General features: G+C 35.7%; 15 protein-coding genes. 8 read left to right on the top strand and 7 right to left on the bottom strand.

What is annotated here, in order from left to right:
- The first annotated feature begins 138 nt into the window (after positions 1–138).
- Both MSG93_RS12080 and MSG93_RS12075 read left to right on the top strand, forming a co-directional pair.
- On the top strand, positions 139–1,128 hold the full coding sequence (locus MSG93_RS12080) for a LysR family transcriptional regulator (protein ID WP_004773639.1): 990 nt from the start codon (positions 139–141) through the stop codon (positions 1,126–1,128).
- Positions 1,129–1,272: 144 nt separating this feature from the next.
- Complete coding sequence (locus tag MSG93_RS12075; protein WP_005287830.1) at positions 1,273–2,601, top strand: hemolysin family protein; 1,329 nt, start codon at positions 1,273–1,275, stop codon at positions 2,599–2,601.
- A 38-nt stretch (positions 2,602–2,639) separates the two neighbouring features.
- Here the strand turns inward: MSG93_RS12075 and MSG93_RS12070 are convergent, their stop codons facing one another.
- A complete protein-coding gene (locus MSG93_RS12070) occupies positions 2,640–2,903 on the bottom strand; it encodes a ribosomal protein L7/L12 (RefSeq protein ID WP_324622016.1) in 264 nt (87 codons plus the stop codon).
- Between the two features lie 56 nt (positions 2,904–2,959).
- On the bottom strand, positions 2,960–3,475 hold the full coding sequence (locus MSG93_RS12065) for a hypothetical protein (protein ID WP_312057126.1): 516 nt from the start codon (positions 3,473–3,475) through the stop codon (positions 2,960–2,962).
- A 223-nt stretch (positions 3,476–3,698) separates the two neighbouring features.
- Between MSG93_RS12065 and MSG93_RS12060 the strand changes: the two genes are divergently transcribed.
- Positions 3,699–4,247: a DUF2239 family protein gene (locus MSG93_RS12060; protein ID WP_420714312.1), complete on the top strand. Its 549-nt coding sequence runs from the start codon at positions 3,699–3,701 to the stop codon at positions 4,245–4,247.
- A gap of 47 nt (positions 4,248–4,294) precedes the next feature.
- On the opposite strand, the gene MSG93_RS12055 is transcribed toward MSG93_RS12060, so the two are convergent.
- A complete protein-coding gene (locus MSG93_RS12055) occupies positions 4,295–4,576 on the bottom strand; it encodes a hypothetical protein (RefSeq protein ID WP_324622014.1) in 282 nt (93 codons plus the stop codon).
- Positions 4,577–4,998: 422 nt separating this feature from the next.
- On the opposite strand from MSG93_RS12055, the gene MSG93_RS12050 reads away from it, so the two are divergent.
- The 5 genes from MSG93_RS12050 to MSG93_RS12030 all read left to right on the top strand — a co-directional run bounded on the left by MSG93_RS12050 (position 4,999) and on the right by MSG93_RS12030 (position 13,781).
- Positions 4,999–5,385 (top strand): type I restriction enzyme endonuclease domain-containing protein, encoded by a 387-nt coding sequence (locus tag MSG93_RS12050; RefSeq protein WP_005204752.1) that lies wholly within the window; start codon positions 4,999–5,001, stop codon positions 5,383–5,385.
- Between the two features lies 1 nt (position 5,386).
- On the top strand, positions 5,387–6,166 hold the full coding sequence (locus MSG93_RS12045; protein ID WP_005204751.1) for a hypothetical protein: 780 nt from the start codon (positions 5,387–5,389) through the stop codon (positions 6,164–6,166).
- 258 nt (positions 6,167–6,424) lie between these two features.
- Positions 6,425–6,604, top strand: a complete 180-nt coding sequence (locus tag MSG93_RS12040; RefSeq protein WP_005204749.1) for a hypothetical protein — start codon at positions 6,425–6,427, stop codon at positions 6,602–6,604.
- A 256-nt stretch (positions 6,605–6,860) separates the two neighbouring features.
- Entirely contained in the window at positions 6,861–11,870 is a 5,010-nt protein-coding gene (locus tag MSG93_RS12035) for a DEAD/DEAH box helicase (protein ID WP_005204747.1), read from the top strand.
- A 711-nt stretch (positions 11,871–12,581) separates the two neighbouring features.
- The gene (locus MSG93_RS12030) at positions 12,582–13,781 is read left to right on the top strand and encodes a reverse transcriptase domain-containing protein (protein ID WP_005204745.1); all 1,200 of its coding nucleotides are present in this window, start codon (positions 12,582–12,584) and stop codon (positions 13,779–13,781) included.
- An 8-nt stretch (positions 13,782–13,789) separates the two neighbouring features.
- On the opposite strand, the gene MSG93_RS12025 is transcribed toward MSG93_RS12030, so the two are convergent.
- The 4 genes from MSG93_RS12025 to MSG93_RS12010 all read right to left on the bottom strand — a co-directional run bounded on the left by MSG93_RS12025 (position 13,790) and on the right by MSG93_RS12010 (position 17,685).
- Positions 13,790–14,341, bottom strand: a complete 552-nt coding sequence (locus tag MSG93_RS12025) for a recombinase family protein (protein ID WP_005204743.1) — start codon at positions 14,339–14,341, stop codon at positions 13,790–13,792.
- A gap of 112 nt (positions 14,342–14,453) precedes the next feature.
- Complete coding sequence (locus tag MSG93_RS12020; RefSeq protein ID WP_005204740.1) at positions 14,454–16,109, bottom strand: GIY-YIG nuclease family protein; 1,656 nt, start codon at positions 16,107–16,109, stop codon at positions 14,454–14,456.
- Positions 16,102–16,551, bottom strand: a complete 450-nt coding sequence (locus tag MSG93_RS12015) for a helix-turn-helix domain-containing protein (RefSeq protein WP_005204738.1) — start codon at positions 16,549–16,551, stop codon at positions 16,102–16,104. Before MSG93_RS12015 ends, MSG93_RS12020 begins: the two co-directional genes overlap by 8 nt.
- A gap of 24 nt (positions 16,552–16,575) precedes the next feature.
- Positions 16,576–17,685 (bottom strand): tyrosine-type recombinase/integrase, encoded by a 1,110-nt coding sequence (locus MSG93_RS12010; RefSeq protein WP_228129741.1) that lies wholly within the window; start codon positions 17,683–17,685, stop codon positions 16,576–16,578.
- Positions 17,686–17,710 lie beyond the last annotated feature (25 nt).

The following is a 17,710-nucleotide window of genomic DNA, read 5'->3' as shown; positions in this document are numbered from 1 at the left end:
CAATAAGTGCACCCGATATTTCAAGCGATGTTATGTGCCTTGGCGCTGTTGCTTTTATGTAGGATTAAGTTACACAAAAGGCTTTAGATATGTCATAATTCAACACAATTTAAGGATTTTATTTTCGGTATTTTTTTTATGAATCTGGAGCGGGTCGATCTTAATTTATTAATTTATCTTGACGTACTTCTTCGTGAAAAAAATGTCACACGCGCTGCAGAGCAACTCGGTGTTACCCAGCCTGCGATGAGTAATATTTTACGTCGTTTACGTAATCTGTTTAATGATCCCCTCCTGATTCGCTCTTCTGAAGGCATGACGCCGACTGAGCGTGCATTAGAATTACAACCGCGTATTCGCGATGCGCTCTCAGATCTTTCCATGATTCTGGAGCCACGTACCGAATTCCGTCCTTATACCAGTACGCGCGTGTTCCGTATCATGACCTCGGATTATGCCGAAGCAACCTTAGTGCCTCGCCTGGTCAAAGCATTGCGTTCAGAAGCACCCAATGTGGTACTGGATTTCTTGACGCCGAGTGATGTGTCTTATCGGGATATGGAGCAAGGTAAAGTAGATCTTGCCATTAACCGCTTCAATGAAATTCCACAAAGCTTCCATCAGGTTCTGGTTTGGCGTGATAGCTTTAGCTGTATTTTAAATGACAAACACCCTGCTGTAACCCACTTAAACCTGAAAAGCTATTTAGATGCGCAGCATATCTGGGTCTCAAAAACCGGCATGGGGGTGGGTTTCGGTGTGAATCCGGATAAACAGGCGGGACTCGGCTGGATCGATCAAGCGTTGGAGCGTATTGGTCAACGTCGTAAAATTTCAGTGTTTACGCGTCATTATCAGATGCCAGCATTGTTAGCGCAAAATGTAGATTTGATTGCTACCCTGCCAACCCGTATGGCGCGTTTGCAAACCCAAAATCCAAAGCTGGTTATAAAGGATCCTCCATTTTATATTCCTGAGTTTGAATTAAAAATGGCATGGTGTCCGTTATTACATCATCATCCTGCCCACCGCTGGTTAAGACAGCTGATCCTGTTTGTGGCACGACAAATGATTGAAGAAGAGAATCGTGAATTTCTCTTAAATAACTCACAATTTTCACAATACTAAAAATATTGCTCTATAATCATATTTAATTCCTAATGGATATGCTTGTTTGCTCAGCAAAACTGTTATTACGAGGTAATGATTTGATTACCTCTGTTCTTTTTTGTGTTACAACATATTCATAATAATATGCAACACAGGTGATGTGTGAGTCTCTTCCAGAATATTATTGTTATCGCCCTGCTGATTTCAGCAGCAGGCTTTTTATCACTCACAGAAATTGCTCTCGCTGGCGCTAGAAAAGTTAAATTAAAAATTTTGGCCGAATCTGGCGAAACCCGCGCTCAAAAAGTTTTAGATCTACAAGAACAATCCGCTGATTTCTTCGCAGCCTCGCAAATCGGTTTAAATGCCGTTGCAATCCTCGGCGGTATTCTCGGTGAAGCTGCCTTCCGACCATTCTTTGTTGATCTGATTGTGAAGTTTTATGCAGGTCCTTGGCTAGAAACCATTGGTTTTGCCCTCTCCTTTACCATGGTCACCTCTTTGTTCATTCTGTTTGCCGATCTGATGCCAAAACGTTTGGCCATGATTGCGCCAGAAAAAATTGCCATTAGCGTCATCGAGCCGATTCAGATTTTTATTAAAATCTGCAAACCTCTGGCTTGGGGCATCAATGCAATTGCCAATCTGTTATTCCGCTTATTCAAAGTCAATACCATCCGTGACGACAATATTACCTTTGATGATATTTCAGCAGTCATGGATGCAGGCGCACAAGCCGGAGTGCTACAAAAGCAGGAACATCATTTCATTGAAAACGTATTTGAACTGGAGGAACGTACTGTTCCTTCAAGTATGACCACCCGTGAAAATGTGGTGTTTTTTACCCTGACAGAACCTGAAGACAGTATTCGCCAAAAACTGGGTGAATATCCGTATTCAAAGTTTCTGGTCTGTAATGAACATATTGATCAGGTGATTGGCTATGTCGACGCCAAAGATATTCTGGTCCGTATTCTGAATAAACAATCTTTCACACAACTGAATGAATCGACCATTCGTAATGTGTTAATGATTCCAGATACTCTGACCCTGTCAGAATTGCTCGACCGCTTCCGCTCGACCAAAGAGAAATTTGCGGTCGTGATTAATGAATATGCGCTGGTAGTCGGGGTGATTACGCTAAGCGACATCATGATCACCGTCATGGGTGACTGGGTAACGCCAATGGATGAAGAACAGCAGATCATTAAGCGCGATAATCATTCCTGGCTTATTGATGGGGGCACACCGATTGAAGACGTCAAGCATGTTCTGGAAATTGAAGAATTTCCTGAAAATGAGAATTATGAAACCATTGCCGGCTTTATCATGTATCGCCTACGCAAGATCCCGCGTCCTGCAGATGCCGTAGAATATGCGGGCTTCAAGTTTGAAGTGGTCGATATTGACCATTATAAAATTGACCAGTTATTGGTGACACAAGTTTTACCGAGTCAGGAAAATGATGCGATTATCCAGTCTGAAGACTAAGTAAAAGTCAAAAAAAAAGCCCGTTTGACGGGCTTTTTTTATTTCATGATCCACCAGATCAGAATGATCAGTAACGCCACAATAAAGACCACAACCTTTACGCCACCACGGCTACGCTGTGCCACCTGTTCCTGCACACGTGCCTGTTCTTGTGGATGGGCTTGCAAATACTGGTCAATTAAATCCTTTGATTCCTTTAACCCCAACCCGGTTTTCTCACGAGTAATCTTGATGGCCTCAATCAGTTGCCCTTCACGTAACACATCTAATGCTTCAGGTGGAATATGAGGTAATGAACTCATAAACTAACATTCCTTGTTATGTTTGATTGATGAGTAGAACTGGCGATTATCCGCGCTTAGTTTCCACCAAGTTGTGCCAATAAGGTATCCAATGTCGCCTGATAATGAATGCTAATATCTTCGGCTAGAATCTTGTATGCATTGTCGAATTGAACCATTGGCCAGCCCTCTTTCCAAAATGGAAAAATATTGTGCAAGTCATGGGTTACTGTTGCATCTTCACGACCAATGGCCTGTGCAACCTGAGCCAATACCTGTGCGGTTTCTGCACCATCAATCGCTAAATAATCAATGCCACGGGCTTTTAAAATACGGATGCGGTCTTTTTTATAACGAATTTTTTTAGCCTGACCTGAATTCAGACCCAATGCCAAAGTCACAGCTTCGACAAACTTGTCCTCAAAGCTGGCATTCAGTGCCACCAAAGCCTGTTTATGTGCTTCTTGACGCCCAGCTTTCCCCCCATTACGGATCATCTCATTTGCTTCCGTATCCAGCTTATCTTTTTTCATAGACTGTAAAATGTCTAAAATTTCGATATCGCTTAAAGATTCAGGAGATTGCTCAATCATGGGAGTCCTAATACACAAAAATAAAAAAACATTGTCTCATAAAAGCGCGATCAACGCAGAATAAAAATGAAAATTGGCATTCTATCTGCATTATTTTTTAAATCGGTTTTCCAGAATTTAGCCTAACTGGCTTAAATCCCTTTGCGAAGATGGATCAATGTGATTGCTAATTTATTTTTACCCTGGTAATATTGTTTTACCCGTATAAAAATATGTGAATAAAATGAATACTCAACCGACCTATACTGCTTTTTCAGGCTATACACTGATTGCTCAAGCGCAACTTGCTGACATTGCATTAAAGCTCAAACAACTTGGTGAAACTGCCGAGACGATCCTGATTTTTAATGATCAAACAGGTCGACAAATCGACCTTGACCTTTCAGGTGCTGAGCAACAGATTCAGCAGCGCTACAGCGAACCTGAACCGGAAAAGAAAGTTGGCCGCCCAAAACTCGGTGTGATCTCTCGCGAAATTACCTTACAGAAAAAACACTGGGACTGGTTAGATCAACAGAGTGCCAGTGCATCTGCAGTGATTCGCAAACTGATTGATAAGGAGCTGAATGATCCAACATCTGAAAGTAATATCATGCTGGCTAAACAAGCCACTGATCGCGTTATGTCGGCAATGTTAGGCAATATGCCCAACCACGAAGAAGCAACTCGCGCGTTATATCAAGGTGATCAGGCGGTTTTCTTAAAGTTAATTAAAGACTATCCTTTAGATCCGCAGCAATATATCCGTAGATTATCCATGCATGCCTTTTAAAAAAGCAGCCTTGATGTATTGAGAAGCCTCTATTGCAGGGGCTTTTTTTAAACTAGGTTTTTCTTTTCTTTATATTCTTTTACCTTGCGATCACTGACATCTTCCGGATAACAATAAGGTGTGTATCCGCCAGCACGGTTATAAGCACTACGTTTTCCACAGCGACTACCATTACGTGCAGTGTTATAGGGACACGGACAGTTACCTGGATAGCTTTCAATAGATTCTTGAATAATTTTTCTTTTAATTGCTGCTGTACTATTCTCTACCTGTCTGGCCTCAACATTAAAAGCCAGACATAACCCCATTAAAAATAATATTTTTTTCATATATACCTCTCTAAGGGAGGCATTGTATAGTGAAATATTTTATGTGAAATATCACATATATTTTAAATGCTTTATTATTATGCGATTAAATCTGTAAGCATAAACAGGATAGGTGAACTATTACTTAAGGAAAGGTGAACTATTGCTTTTCTTCTTGAGAATAGTTCATTCATACCTAAAGATTTATTCATATTGAAGTACTCAGATCATTATTCGCTATTATAAGAGTAATCTGTAAATCCTTAACATAAGTTGGGATTAATAGTTTGTATCCAATCATATTGTTCTTTGCTATTGGAATGAGTGGATAAGTTCTACTGATGCCGAACTCGAATACCTATTAATTTTAGTGTAAATTTTTACTCTATTTTTAGACTAGATTTGATATGCTTGTATCAATTTAGTGAATCTTATCAAAGTTGATGAACAGAAAAAATGATGGTCAAATCTTACCAGAACTTGATGAGCTAACAGCATTAGAATATTTGGTTGATGATAAGATTACTAAACGTGAATTGTTTCATGATGAATATACATTCTACCAATTGTTGAAAAGTAATCCTATGCTAGAACATGACATAGATGAACGTGTATTGATTTCTATGGCAGTAGAACTAACAGACAAGCTAAAAAAATCTATAATTCCTGATTGGCAAAATAATCAGACATATAAGGCAAGAATCATTTTAATGGTACAAATTATTTTAAAAAACTATCATTACCCTGTCAGTGAAAATAATTTTATTATTGATCAAATTATAAACTTAGCGGATGTGTTTACCAATAGTTGGCAATCAAGGCTTTTTTAAAATGTCTTTATTGAATTATAAAATATTAGAAGTTTTTGAACCTAATCCATCAAGTACGACTGATTCCAGACAAGGTTCATTATCAGTATTGATCAAAAGTGATCATGAGATCGCTCAGGCACAAGTATATTCCGAAATTGTAGCAAATAGATTAGCAAATATTTTAGGGATACCTGTTGCTTTAGGCGTTCCTGCAAAACATAATTCAACCCAAGATACCATCAATTTTGTTGCTTTGATGGCTTATGAAGAGGATCGAAAGATTTATGATTTTACTTCACTAGATAATAGGAGTTATGAACAACCCAATAAATTAAAAAAAGGTATAATGGCAGATATTGATCACCTTCCAGAATTACTTAAATTAATAAAATTTTATCCAAAGCAAATTTCTTACATAGCAGTTTTTGATTATTGGATTGGGAATCAGGATAGACCATTAAACTTTAAAGCTGAATTGCAGAAAGATGGACGAGGTTTGATTTTTGCTTTAGATCAAGGTTCATCGCTACTTGCTTGTAAAAGCACCATAGATGCATCATTTGAAGCATTAAAAAATACTGAATATCCTAGTATTCATCCCTTTCAAAAGTTACTTAGTCCTCTTTTTGTTGGAGAAATGATTGAACGTATTAATGGAATCCCAGATTGGGCATTAGAGTCAGCCACAATCTTTGATGAAAACATTGGAAATGTAACAATAGCTGATCAGTATGCATTGTTTGAAAGTTTAAGGTATCGAAGAAAATTTTTGCGAGAAAAAATAAAAAATTTTATTTAAAAATATTTATTTACACCCTAAATATATAAATATTTTCAATGGTTATCCATTTTATAAGCCTATTGGAAGTGCTAACCACATTTATTTCCATGCAAAAATAGCTTGCAGCCCACTAACATGGACTGTCACACCGCCACTAGTGGCTTGACCACAGTGCTACATTTTGTTGACTCAGTTCGAGTGAAAATGTGATTTCAATAAAGAGATTATGTGTATTAGAATTTAATTCTATTGTTAAGAAACTCTGTGAGATGCAGCATGGTTAAACGTCTTAAAGACTTTATGACTGAAAATCGCAAGCCTCGTCCTCCTTCGATGAGTCAGGTTATGCCAATGCAATCTGGAGATGATGAAGCTTCAATGCGTGTAATGATGCATGCCGCTAATCGTGTAATAAGTAAGCATCTAGTTGAACTTAAAAAGCTTGCCTACAAATGACATCAACTTTTGTCGTTACTGCCCATGATGTAATCTTATACATGGCTCAGGCGGTAAAATGTACAGTCTAAAGCCTAGATAATATGTGTATTTAATAATTCTTCTTTTTCACATACTGTTCTTATTTTTATTAGTAAAAAAATTCAAAAACCTTATATTTCCTAATGCCTTTTTTATAAATATGTTAAATTTCACATCAATATATTTTTTAAATTTTAGTGTAAAAAACACTTAAAATTTTTGGAGCTTATTCAGAATGTCAGCTTTAACTAATTTACTTCAATCTATCGAAAAAATTACACTTACAAATAGAGATAAAGGCACTTCATTTGAAAATTTGATGGTTCAATATTTTTTGAATGAGCCTAAATATGCTGAACTTTACACAGAAGTTTTGTCTTATGCAGATTGGGTGGAAAAGTACGGTGAAAAATTAAATATTACGGATAAACGAGACTATGGTATTGACCTAGTTGCGGTAACGATGGATGGCGAATTTCATCCAATCCAGTGTAAAAATTACAACACTACAAAAATTCAGAAGAAAGATATTGATAGCTTTTTAGGTGGCTCTGGTAAATCCTATTTTTCATATCGTTATATCGTGGCTTCAACGGATGATTGGACTGATAACGCAAAATCATCTTTATTAGATGCACATCCCCCTGTTGCGACTATTTCCTTATTAGATTTGGAAGGCAGCTTAATTGACTGGACACAGTTTGATTTTGATCCAAATGTGAAGCCTATTTTTCGTGACAAAAAACAATTACGCAAACATCAACGTCCTGCACTTCAAGCTGTTAAACACGGCTTAGCGGCGGCTGATCGTGGCAAGCTCATTATGGCATGTGGTACGGGTAAGACTTTTACTTCTTTGCGTATTGCAGAAGAATTAGCGGGCCGTGGTAAAAATGTCTTATTCCTTGTGCCAAGCCTTGCGTTGTTGAGCCAAACACTTGATGAATGGACACAGGATACCATGATTGGTATTCGTAGCTTTGCAGTGTGTTCTGATAGTGATGTTGGTAAGAAAAAAGATGATGACAATATTGTAGTTGGGATTAGTGACTTAAAATTCCCTGCTACAACCAACCCCCAAAGTTTAGTTAAGGCATTTAAGGCAAGAGATTTATTTAAACCGAATGAAGCCAATGAGGACATGAATGTTGTGTTCTCAACCTATCATTCCATTGATGTCATTGCAGAAGCTCAAAAAGCAGGATTCCCTGAATTTGATTTAATTATTTGTGATGAAGCACACCGTACCACAGGTGCAACTTTTGAGGGAGATGATGAATCCAAGTTTGTGCGGATTCACGATAATAGCTATGTACAAGGTAAGAAGCGTCTATACATGACCGCTACACCTCGTATTTATGGAGATACCGCTAAAGAAACAGAGGGTGTGACCCTTTGCTCTATGGATGATAAATCACTGTATGGTGATGATTTATATGTCATCACATTCTCACAAGCAGTAAAAATGGACATTTTATGTGACTACAAGGTAATTGTACTTGCTGTTGAAGAAAGTCATATTAATCGTCAATTACAGAGCTTATTAAAAGCTGAAAATAACTCTCTAAAAGTTGATGATGCTGCAAAAATTGTTGGCTGTTGGAAAGCACTAGCTAAACAAGGTTTATATAATCCAGATGGTACAGTTGCAAAGCCAATGGAACGTGCAGTTGCTTTCTGTCAGGTCATTGAAAAAGAATACAAAGGTAAAAAACATAAGGTAAGTTCAAAACAAATTACTGAAATGTTTAGTGCTGTTGTTGAAGCCTACCAACAAGCAGAAATGGATCATTTGTACAGAACAGAAGAAGACCCATACATTGACCTATCATTGAAATTGAACTGCCAAGTAAAACATGTTGATGGTGGAATGAATGCAACAGAAAAGAAAGAAAAAATCACTTGGTTAAAAGAACAAGCACCTGAAAACACATGCCGTATTTTATCAAATGTACGCTGTTTATCAGAAGGTGTTGATGTTCCATCACTTGATGCAGTGCTTTTCCTTACACCTCGTAACTCTCAGGTAGATGTCGTTCAGTCTGTGGGTCGTGTCATGCGTAAAGCTCCAAACAAAGAGTTGGGCTATGTAATTTTACCTGTCGTTATCCCTGCGGGTGTAGAGCCTGAACAAGCATTAAATAATAACGAAGCCTATCGTGTAGTGTGGCAAGTATTAAATGCCCTACGAGCGCATGATGACCGCTTTGATGCCATGATTAACAAACTTGAGTTTAATGGCAAAGATGTATCTCGTATGGAAGTCATTGCGGTTGCTGATAAGGTTGTTAAAAAGGCTAAAAAAGCCAAACCCAAAGGTGATGAAGGTGAAACAAACACAACAGGTTTAAGTGAAGGTAAAAAACGAAGGGGTACAGCACAAGCCAGAGGCGGTTCGTCTATTGGAACAGCCGCAACTCCAATACCAGTTCAAGAGGAAATGGTATTTGAAGTCGGCGAGATTGAACGTGCTTTATATGCCAAGATCGTAAAAAAATGCGGTAATCGCCATCATTGGGAAGATTGGGCAAGTGATGTCGCAAAAATTGCCAAAACACATATTGACCGTATTCAAGCCATTCTTGAGAATCCTGCTAATACAAATGAAATTGCAGCATTTAATGAATTTGCTCATGAATTACGAGATGATTTGAATAACAGCGTATCTGATGCTGAAATCATTGAAATGTTGGCACAGCATTTAATTACTAAACCTGTATTTGATGCACTCTTTAAAGACCATAGCTTTGCTGAACACAACCCAATGAGCTTTGCAATGCAAAAGGTACTTGATGCCCTTAATGAGCATCACTTAGAGAAAGAAGCGGATACTCTTAATTCCTTCTATGAATCAGTCCGTATGCGAGCAGAAGGCATTAATACTGCCGAAGGTAAGCAAAGCATTATTTTAACGCTATACGATTCATTCTTTAAAAATGCTTTCCCACGCATGACTGAAAAACTAGGGATTGTTTATACCCCTGTTGAAGTCGTAGATTTTATTATTCATAGTGTGAATGACGTACTCAAAAGTGAGTTTGGTAAAACCTTTGCTGATGACAATGTACATGTACTTGATCCATTTACGGGTACAGGTACGTTTATCAACCGTTTGCTTCAATCAGGTTTAATCCCTGCTGATCGTTTAACGTATAAGTATAAGAATGAAATTCATGCCAATGAGATTGTTTTATTGGCGTATTACATTGCTTCAATCAACATTGAAACCGTATATCACGATCAGATGAAAACAGTTAATCCCGATCTTGAATATGCACCATTCGAAGGGATTTGCTTAACCGACACCTTTGAAATGTACGAAAAAGAGGATTTAGTCAGTAAGGTTTTGGTAGATAACAGTGCAAGACGTAAACGCCAAAAAGAATTGGATATTCGGGTGATAATTGGAAATCCACCATATTCAATTGGGCAATCCAGCGCAAATGATGATAATGCCAATGTAAAATATCCTTTCCTAGATAATCGTATCGAAGAAACTTACGCAAAATATTCAAAAGCAACTTTATCCAAAGGTTTATATGATTCGTATATTCGAGCATTCAGATGGGCAAGTGATCGTATTAAAGACCGTGGTGTAATCGGATTTGTAACCAATGGTGGATTTATTGAAAAATCAGCTATGGATGGTTTTAGAAAAAGTCTAATGAATGAGTTTTCTTCTCTACATATATTTAATTTGAAGGGTGATATTAGAAAAAATATGCTCAGTAAAGGGCTTGCTCAGGAAGGGCAAAATGTTTTTGGTAGTGGAAGTATGGCTGGTATAGCTATTTCAATTCTTGTAAAGAATCCAAATTCTAAGCTGCAAGGTCAAATCTATTATCACAGCATAGGTAATGATCTCACACGGAATGAAAAATTAGAAAAAATTTCCGACCTAGTTAGTATCAATGGTATCTCAACGATTGATGGTTGGGTGACCATTACACCTGATACACATAATGATTGGGTAAACCAACGTGATGATAGTTTTAATGAATTTATTGAAATTGGAAATAAGAAAGTTAAAACAGCAATTAGTTTGTTTAATAATTTTTCACTGGGTGTAGCAACCAATCGTGATGCTTGGGTTTATCAATATTCACAACAAAAATTAGAAGCTAATGTTCATAAATTAATTGAATTTTATAATGCTGAAAACAATCGTATCCAACCACTACTAAAAGCTAATCCTAATAAGGATGTAGGTGAGTTAATCAATATTGATTCAACAAAAATTAGTTGGACTAGAGCTTTAAAAAATGACCTTAAAAAAGATAAAAGATTATCTTTTGAAAGAAAGTCAATTTATAGTGCTACATATAGACCATTTATCAAATCATGGATGTATTTTAATCGTAGATTAAATGAAATGGTTTTACAGATGCCTCAAATTTTTCCAACAGCAGATGCGAATAATTTAATAATTCAACTTTCAGGAATTGGAGCTAGATCAGGATTTTCAACGATAATCAGCAATAATATCTTAAGCTTAGATACAATCGAAAAAGGTCAATGCTTCCCACTCTACCTTTATGAAGAAAACACCGTAAAAGCTAATGATTCTGACTTGTTTAGCCAAGCCGATGCTCAAAACTCAGATGGTCAATATAATCGTAAAGATGCAATTAGTGATGCAGGCTTAAAGCATTTCACAGATGCTTACCCGACTGAAACGATTAGCAAGGAAGATATTTTCTACTATGTGTATGGTTTATTGCACAGTGAAGATTATCGTAGTCGTTATGCTGACAATCTTACTAAAGAATTACCTCGTATCCCTTGTGTGAACAAAGCCGAAGATTTTTGGGCGTTTTCTAAAGCGGGGCGTGACTTAGCACATTGGCATTTAAACTACGAAACTGTTGAGCCGTACAAAGCCAAATTGGACTTGGGTAATAAATCATTGAAGCATTTAGAAGATAAAGACTTCTATGTGACTAAAATGAAATTCCCGAAAAAAGACCAAAAAGATACAGTGGTTTATAACAATGCGATCACTATTCGTGGAATCCCTGTAGAGGCGTATGACTATGTGGTTAATGGTAAGTCAGCACTCGAATGGGTTATGGAGCGTCAAGGTGTTTCTACACACAAAGACAGTGGTATTGTAAACGATGCAAATGATTGGGCAATTGAAACTATGGGTGATGCTAGATACCCATTGGATTTGTTCTTGCGTGTGATTACAGTCAGCTTGGAAACAATGAAAATTGTGAGAAGTTTACCGAAGTTGGATATTTAGAAATATAAAGCCATTTAGATTTATCTAAATGGCTTTTTTACTATTTATTACAGTTGATTGTTTATTGTATGTTGCTGATATACAAATACTCTTATATATTTCAAATATCTAAATGGTCGGTTAAAACCCTACTATTGCTCACACTGTTGTAAACCATTGGTTCGCTCGACAACACAGAAATGTGCATCAGAACAGAACCATGAGGATGGACTGGCTAGTCTTATCACCGATGAGAAGAGCTATTACCATTTGAATGGATGTAACAGTCCCCTTGCTATCATTACTTGGGGGGTACTTGGCTTTTTCAAGATGGTGGGCGTGGGGCTACGGGCGGTTTGGAGAACCGATATTCTCTATATTGTCAAGTGGTTGTTTCAGTTGGTTTTGATATTTTTGTCAAAAAATTATCAGGAAAATCAGGTGGTTATGTTGGTAATTGTGGAGTTTTTCGTGTTGATTCTTGATGTTGTTTTATGTTATACTGATAGTAGCATTTCAAGAAAAAAGATGGCAATAAATTGCTCACACTGTTGTAAACCATTGGTTCGCTCGACAACACAGAAATGTGCATCAGAACAGAACCATGAGGATGGACTGGCTAGTCTTATCACCGATGAGAAGAGCTATTACCATTTGAATGGATGTGTCCCTTTTTAACCGTTGCGAGATAGCTTTACAAGGACGCAATGGAGAAGAAAGAGTTATACAATCATGTTTTTTAAAGACTTTATTAAAGAAAATTTTGATGAAAAATTTAAAATTTTCAAACAAAAAAATATTAAAAATTATGATAAAAAATATCATACCAACTATGTTTCAATTAAAGAATTTGAGAATAATTTAAATGTTCAATTAGAGTCTTTAATAAAATTAATTGAAACTCAAAGCTACAGATTTCAAAAACTGTATCCTGTAATTATAGAGAATAAAAAGAATCCTAGTAAAAAGCCACGTTTAATTTGCATACCAACCGTTAGAGATCGTCTAGTGCAGATGATTTTAATTGATTACATTGCCCAGAACTTAAAACATGAGTTAGCTGTACTTAAATCTAACGATTTTTCTGTTTCAGGTGTAGGTATATTTCGAGCAAGACAAAAGGCAAAAGATTTAAGAAATACAAAGCCCTTTGTTTTAAAAACAGATATTGCATCGTTTTTTGATAATTTAGTTCGGGCAACTTTGCTAAAGGAAATACGAGAAAATATACCAACTGACATACTCTATTTGTTTGAATCCATAATTTGCTGCGATCCAAGTATTCCTCATGAATATGCAAAGACGCATAAAAAGCTAATTGAGTCTAAGATTGGGAAAGGTGTCAGACAAGGGATGCCTCTATCACCTTTACTGGCATCATTTTACTTAAATGATTTTGATAATTGGCTTATTAAGCAAAAATATAAACATGTCCGTTATGCGGATGATCTGATATTTTTTCTTGATTCCGAACAGCAGTGTAAAGAGGTATTTGAATTAGTTTTCCAAGAATTGAGTAACTTAGGTTTAACACTTCCTGAAATTGATGAAAAGTCAAAAACACAGATTATTTCTGAAAATGAAACAGTAAATTTTTTAGGATTAGACTTACGATATGAGAATTCAAAATATGATTGGTATATTCCACCTCATGTTATTGAAAATGTTAGAGATAATCTAAGTCATCTAACGAATATCAATAGTAATATTAAAATGAAGCTAAACTTTAGTAAAACTATAACTAGGATGGAGCAGATAGTTTCAGGCTATCAGCATTGTTATAGTGATGCTGATTCCAAAAATTTAAAAGATTTTAATAATAGACTGCAAAAAGAAAAGGAAGATGCAATTAGTTTACTATTCCAAGGGTTAGGAATAGATATTAAGAAAATACATCCCCAATATATGAAATTCTTGTTAGATAGCAACTAAGAACAATTCTAAGATTTATTCAGTGAGTTATTCAGCGTGACTCGGCTTACTCCAAAATGTTTTGCTACCTCTGTTTTAGTAATTTGAGGATCTCGTAACATAGCTTGGGCCTTTTTAATATCTTTTTCAGACATGGATGGTTTGCGCCCACCTTTACGTCCTCTTGCTCTCGCTGCATCTAAACCTGCTATGGTACGTTCACGAATTAAACTATGCTCAAACTCAGCTAATGCTCCAAAAATATGGAACACTAGCCTGCCAGTAGCAGAGGTGGTATCAATAGCCTCTGTAAGCGATTTAAAGCCTATCTCACGCTGATTTAAGTCAGTAATAATCTCGACTAAATCTTTTAATGAACGGGCAAGGCGATCAAGTTTCCAAACAATCAGAACATCACCTTTTCTTAGGGCTTTCAAGCAACTTATCAGTTCAGGACGATCCTTAGTTTTTCCTGTTATCTTTTCCTGAAAAATTTGTTCACAGTCTGCCTTTTGGAGTGCATCTAATTGTGAATCTAGATTTTGGTCATGTGTACTGACCCGAGCATATCCAATAATCATAATAAAACGTACCTAAACTTTACATAGATTTATTATCTCAATTTCTTTACATTTCATGAAAGGAAAAATGTAATTTTTAGGATGGTTTTATGAGTGTAAAGAAAATGGTCATTTAATTTACATCTACGAAATTTGATGAATTTTTATTCCATTCTTTTACAAGTAGTAGTTTTCCAATTTTAGGCATTTTTTTAACTCGTTGCTCCATGCTTAAAGCATCACTTTTTGATGAAAACGCCTTATAGGCCAATAAAGCTTTTGGTTTATTCAATTTGGTCATTAATGCACCTTTACCCTCATAGTGAAGAAATATTCTATTATTTATATCAGGTGTTACACCTGTATAAATTTTATTATTCTCACATTCTAATAAATATACATACCATATAACCTTTCCAGAAGTAATATCTATGTTTTTCTTATCGACTTCTTTAATTAAAGGCTTAGATTCATTGAATTCACCCTGAATCACTTTATTTCGATCTTTAATAATATGAGGTTGTATTGTCGAATGAAGGTCAACAGAGAATATATTTTCATACTTAGTGATAGAGGGCATAGAAACGCCAATAGATTGATGTAAAGTCACTCGATCAAGAAAGCCACTTTTCATTAAATTTATAATAGCAGTAGTTCGTAGTTCTCTGGCTTTCCCTTTTAATAGAACCTTACTTGCTCTACTAGCATCAGTAAATAGAGAATGAAAAGGTTTCAAAAAAATTAATTTTTCTTGATCATAGCTTCTCCAATCTGGAAAAGTTTGATCAAATATCTCATAAAAAAGGTCGCCTATATTCTTAGGTAGTTTTAACCATACTTGATAAGGCTTAAAAATATATTTATTTTCTTTATTTAAAACAATTTGTGACATATTTAAGTTGTAAGAAAATTCCACGGTAAGCCCTAACTTGCAGACTAACCATGCAATCAAATATTCAGCATGACTATGTTTTGCATATATTTCTTCCAAAAAACTATCAATAGTTGACTCTGTATAAGTTTTTACTTTTACAGATGATTTTAAGGCAGAGCCAGATCTTTTTTTATCTAACCTAGTTTTTTTAAATGGTTTTCGATCATTATTGGCATAATTAATAAATCTTTTTAATTCTATATGAAGATTTTTTCTTGTACTTTCTAGATAACTCACAATATGTTTATCTTTTACTTGATACCAGTCTGTCATTCCAATTGAACTAAGATAACGAATTAATGATATAGATTTTGTTAGATTTCTCCTCATATATTGCGGAGTTCTATAATGATTTTTACTCATCAAAACATTATATCTTCGTATAAAAAAATGCTTATAACTTTCTAGTAATAAAATAAAGTCATCTGGTAAATCTTCAGGAATTTTTAAATCAATTAAATCTTGCTTAATAACCAAATTATACTTGTTAAATATTTCAGCCATAAGAAGTTTAATTTCACCATTTGCATATTGCATTAAAAAATGGCGTTCATTATCAGAAAGATCAATTACAAATTTTTCTAAGGAAGCTTCACCTTTCTCGGATTTTTCAACCAATGATTTAAGGAGTTCTCCAAGTTTAATAAATTTTGGAGGATGTAATCTAGAATTTTTTTTCAGCAGATCAGAGCATGACTTTTTTAGTCCATGACTATCGGCCCAACATATCTCATCGCTTTTAATTTTTCTCTTCGAAATTTTAGCTTTAGAACAATGTGTCCCTATCAAACCACTTTTTGCTTTACAAAGGATTTGATTGCACAGAACACATGATCCCATTGCTTTGTCAACCATTGTCAATCTTACCTTTATGTAGATGGCTTACATTTGGGCCAAGAACATCTTCTAAAACGGTAGTATCAACTTTATGCTTTCTTTTTTGTTGTGGTGATACCACTATTTTATTCTCATGCCCAACCTCTTTGCTAGGTAGTTTTTTCACTTGACCATAACGAAACGGTAATACTCTATTTTGTAGGTCACTTATATCTTCTTCACTAGCATCTGAAATCTCTATCTCAAATAGATCATTAGGTAGACACTGTAATTCATTACAGATGGCTGCAATAATTTCAAGTGTCAAAGGGGGGTTAGGATTTCTAAACTTTCGACTCAGAGCTGAACGAGTAATTTCCCAATTTTGGTTATTAGTCATACGTTCTGCCATTTCTTCAAATGTAGAAACACCATTATCTTTCATCAAGACTTCTAAACGGTTTCTCAACTTAACTTTCATACAATGTTCCTTTAATCATCCTCACTAGGATTCATCGCCAAATAAATCAATAGGAAGATTAGGCTGTGTAGCTGCATCTAAAACAGTAGGATGATAATACCCTAAAGTGGTAAATAGATTTTTATGTCGCATGTATTTTTGTGCTATATCTGGCGAATATAATGGTAGCATCAATGTACAGCCTGTATGACGTAACGTATGAGGTGTGGGTTTAAATCCAACATTTCCAGAAAGAAGAGCAACTTGCTCTAATCTCTTTCTAAAAGTATTTGGAGTAATCACACCACCACGTTCACTTGGAAAAACCAAATTAGAGATTAAATATTCTGTTCCCTCAAAAAGACATACCCCATCTTTTTGGTCTTTTCGTCTCATCAAAATTTTGGGACGAATATTTTCCAAATACCAAATGAGTAAATTATAAATTTCAGGTTCTCTCATTGGAACTGTACCAGTCACACTGTTTTTACCTGTGATAGTAAGTAATGCATGATTATGAAAATGTTTCATACGTTGATCATGGTGAGCTGAAAATTGTTGCTTTTGCAAGCTAACTAACTCCGATATACGCAATGCAAAATGTATTGCTATATGAAACATCACACGGTCTCTTTGCAAAGGGAGTAATGATTTACTCCTTGATTTATAAGCTTCCAAAATAAGTGCTTTAAATGTTTCATCCATTGATGAAATTTCTTCAGGAGTTAATGCCTGAGCTTTAGGACAATTGTTAGCTTTAGATCTTTTTACTGCAATACTATTCTCATCGTTAACAAACTTCGATGGACGTATATTGAACACTCTCTGAATTTCATTTGCACGTTCAGGATCACACATGTAACCCTGAAATGAACGCCATGATGAACAATAAGCTGCATATGTGCTTGGTGAAATTGATGAGCCTGTTTTTTCATCAAATTTAGATTCAAAAAAAGCGACTACATGATGAGGCTTCAACTTCCAAGGAGCAACTTGGCTAAAGTTAAATAATCGGATCAAATTATCTCTATGATTATTTATTGTATTCTGTTTCAAACCTTGAATATGTTTTACTTGAGCAATCCAATCTTTGAACAAATTAATAGCATAAGTCTGTTCATCTCCTCTTAAGTAAGAAAAGTTATAGACCTTCACTTTGGTAGAATCTACCGAATGTGAA

Origin of the sequence: Acinetobacter sp. IK40 (assembly GCF_035615075.1) — a bacterium.
Taxonomy (GTDB): Bacteria; Pseudomonadota; Gammaproteobacteria; order Pseudomonadales; family Moraxellaceae; genus Acinetobacter; species Acinetobacter courvalinii.
This window is presented reverse-complemented; position numbering and strand designations above follow the sequence as displayed.

Bases quoted from the DNA above. Each gene is read 5' to 3' on its own strand.
- MSG93_RS12080 (WP_004773639.1), top strand. From the start codon at position 139: ATGAATCTGGAGCGGGTCGATCTTAATTTATTAATTTATCTTGACGTA.
- MSG93_RS12070 (WP_324622016.1), bottom strand. From the start codon at position 2,903: ATGAGTTCATTACCTCATATTCCACCTGAAGCATTAGATGTGTTACGT.
- MSG93_RS12065 (WP_312057126.1), bottom strand. From the start codon at position 3,475: ATGATTGAGCAATCTCCTGAATCTTTAAGCGATATCGAAATTTTAGAC.
- MSG93_RS12060 (WP_420714312.1), top strand. From the start codon at position 3,699: ATGAATACTCAACCGACCTATACTGCTTTTTCAGGCTATACACTGATT.
- MSG93_RS12055 (WP_324622014.1), bottom strand. From the start codon at position 4,576: ATGAAAAAAATATTATTTTTAATGGGGTTATGTCTGGCTTTTAATGTT.
- MSG93_RS12050 (WP_005204752.1), top strand. From the start codon at position 4,999: ATGAACAGAAAAAATGATGGTCAAATCTTACCAGAACTTGATGAGCTA.
- MSG93_RS12045 (WP_005204751.1), top strand. From the start codon at position 5,387: ATGTCTTTATTGAATTATAAAATATTAGAAGTTTTTGAACCTAATCCA.
- MSG93_RS12040 (WP_005204749.1), top strand. From the start codon at position 6,425: ATGGTTAAACGTCTTAAAGACTTTATGACTGAAAATCGCAAGCCTCGT.
- MSG93_RS12035 (WP_005204747.1), top strand. From the start codon at position 6,861: ATGTCAGCTTTAACTAATTTACTTCAATCTATCGAAAAAATTACACTT.
- MSG93_RS12030 (WP_005204745.1), top strand. From the start codon at position 12,582: ATGTTTTTTAAAGACTTTATTAAAGAAAATTTTGATGAAAAATTTAAA.
- MSG93_RS12025 (WP_005204743.1), bottom strand. From the start codon at position 14,341: ATGATTATTGGATATGCTCGGGTCAGTACACATGACCAAAATCTAGAT.
- MSG93_RS12020 (WP_005204740.1), bottom strand. From the start codon at position 16,109: ATGGTTGACAAAGCAATGGGATCATGTGTTCTGTGCAATCAAATCCTT.
- MSG93_RS12015 (WP_005204738.1), bottom strand. From the start codon at position 16,551: ATGAAAGTTAAGTTGAGAAACCGTTTAGAAGTCTTGATGAAAGATAAT.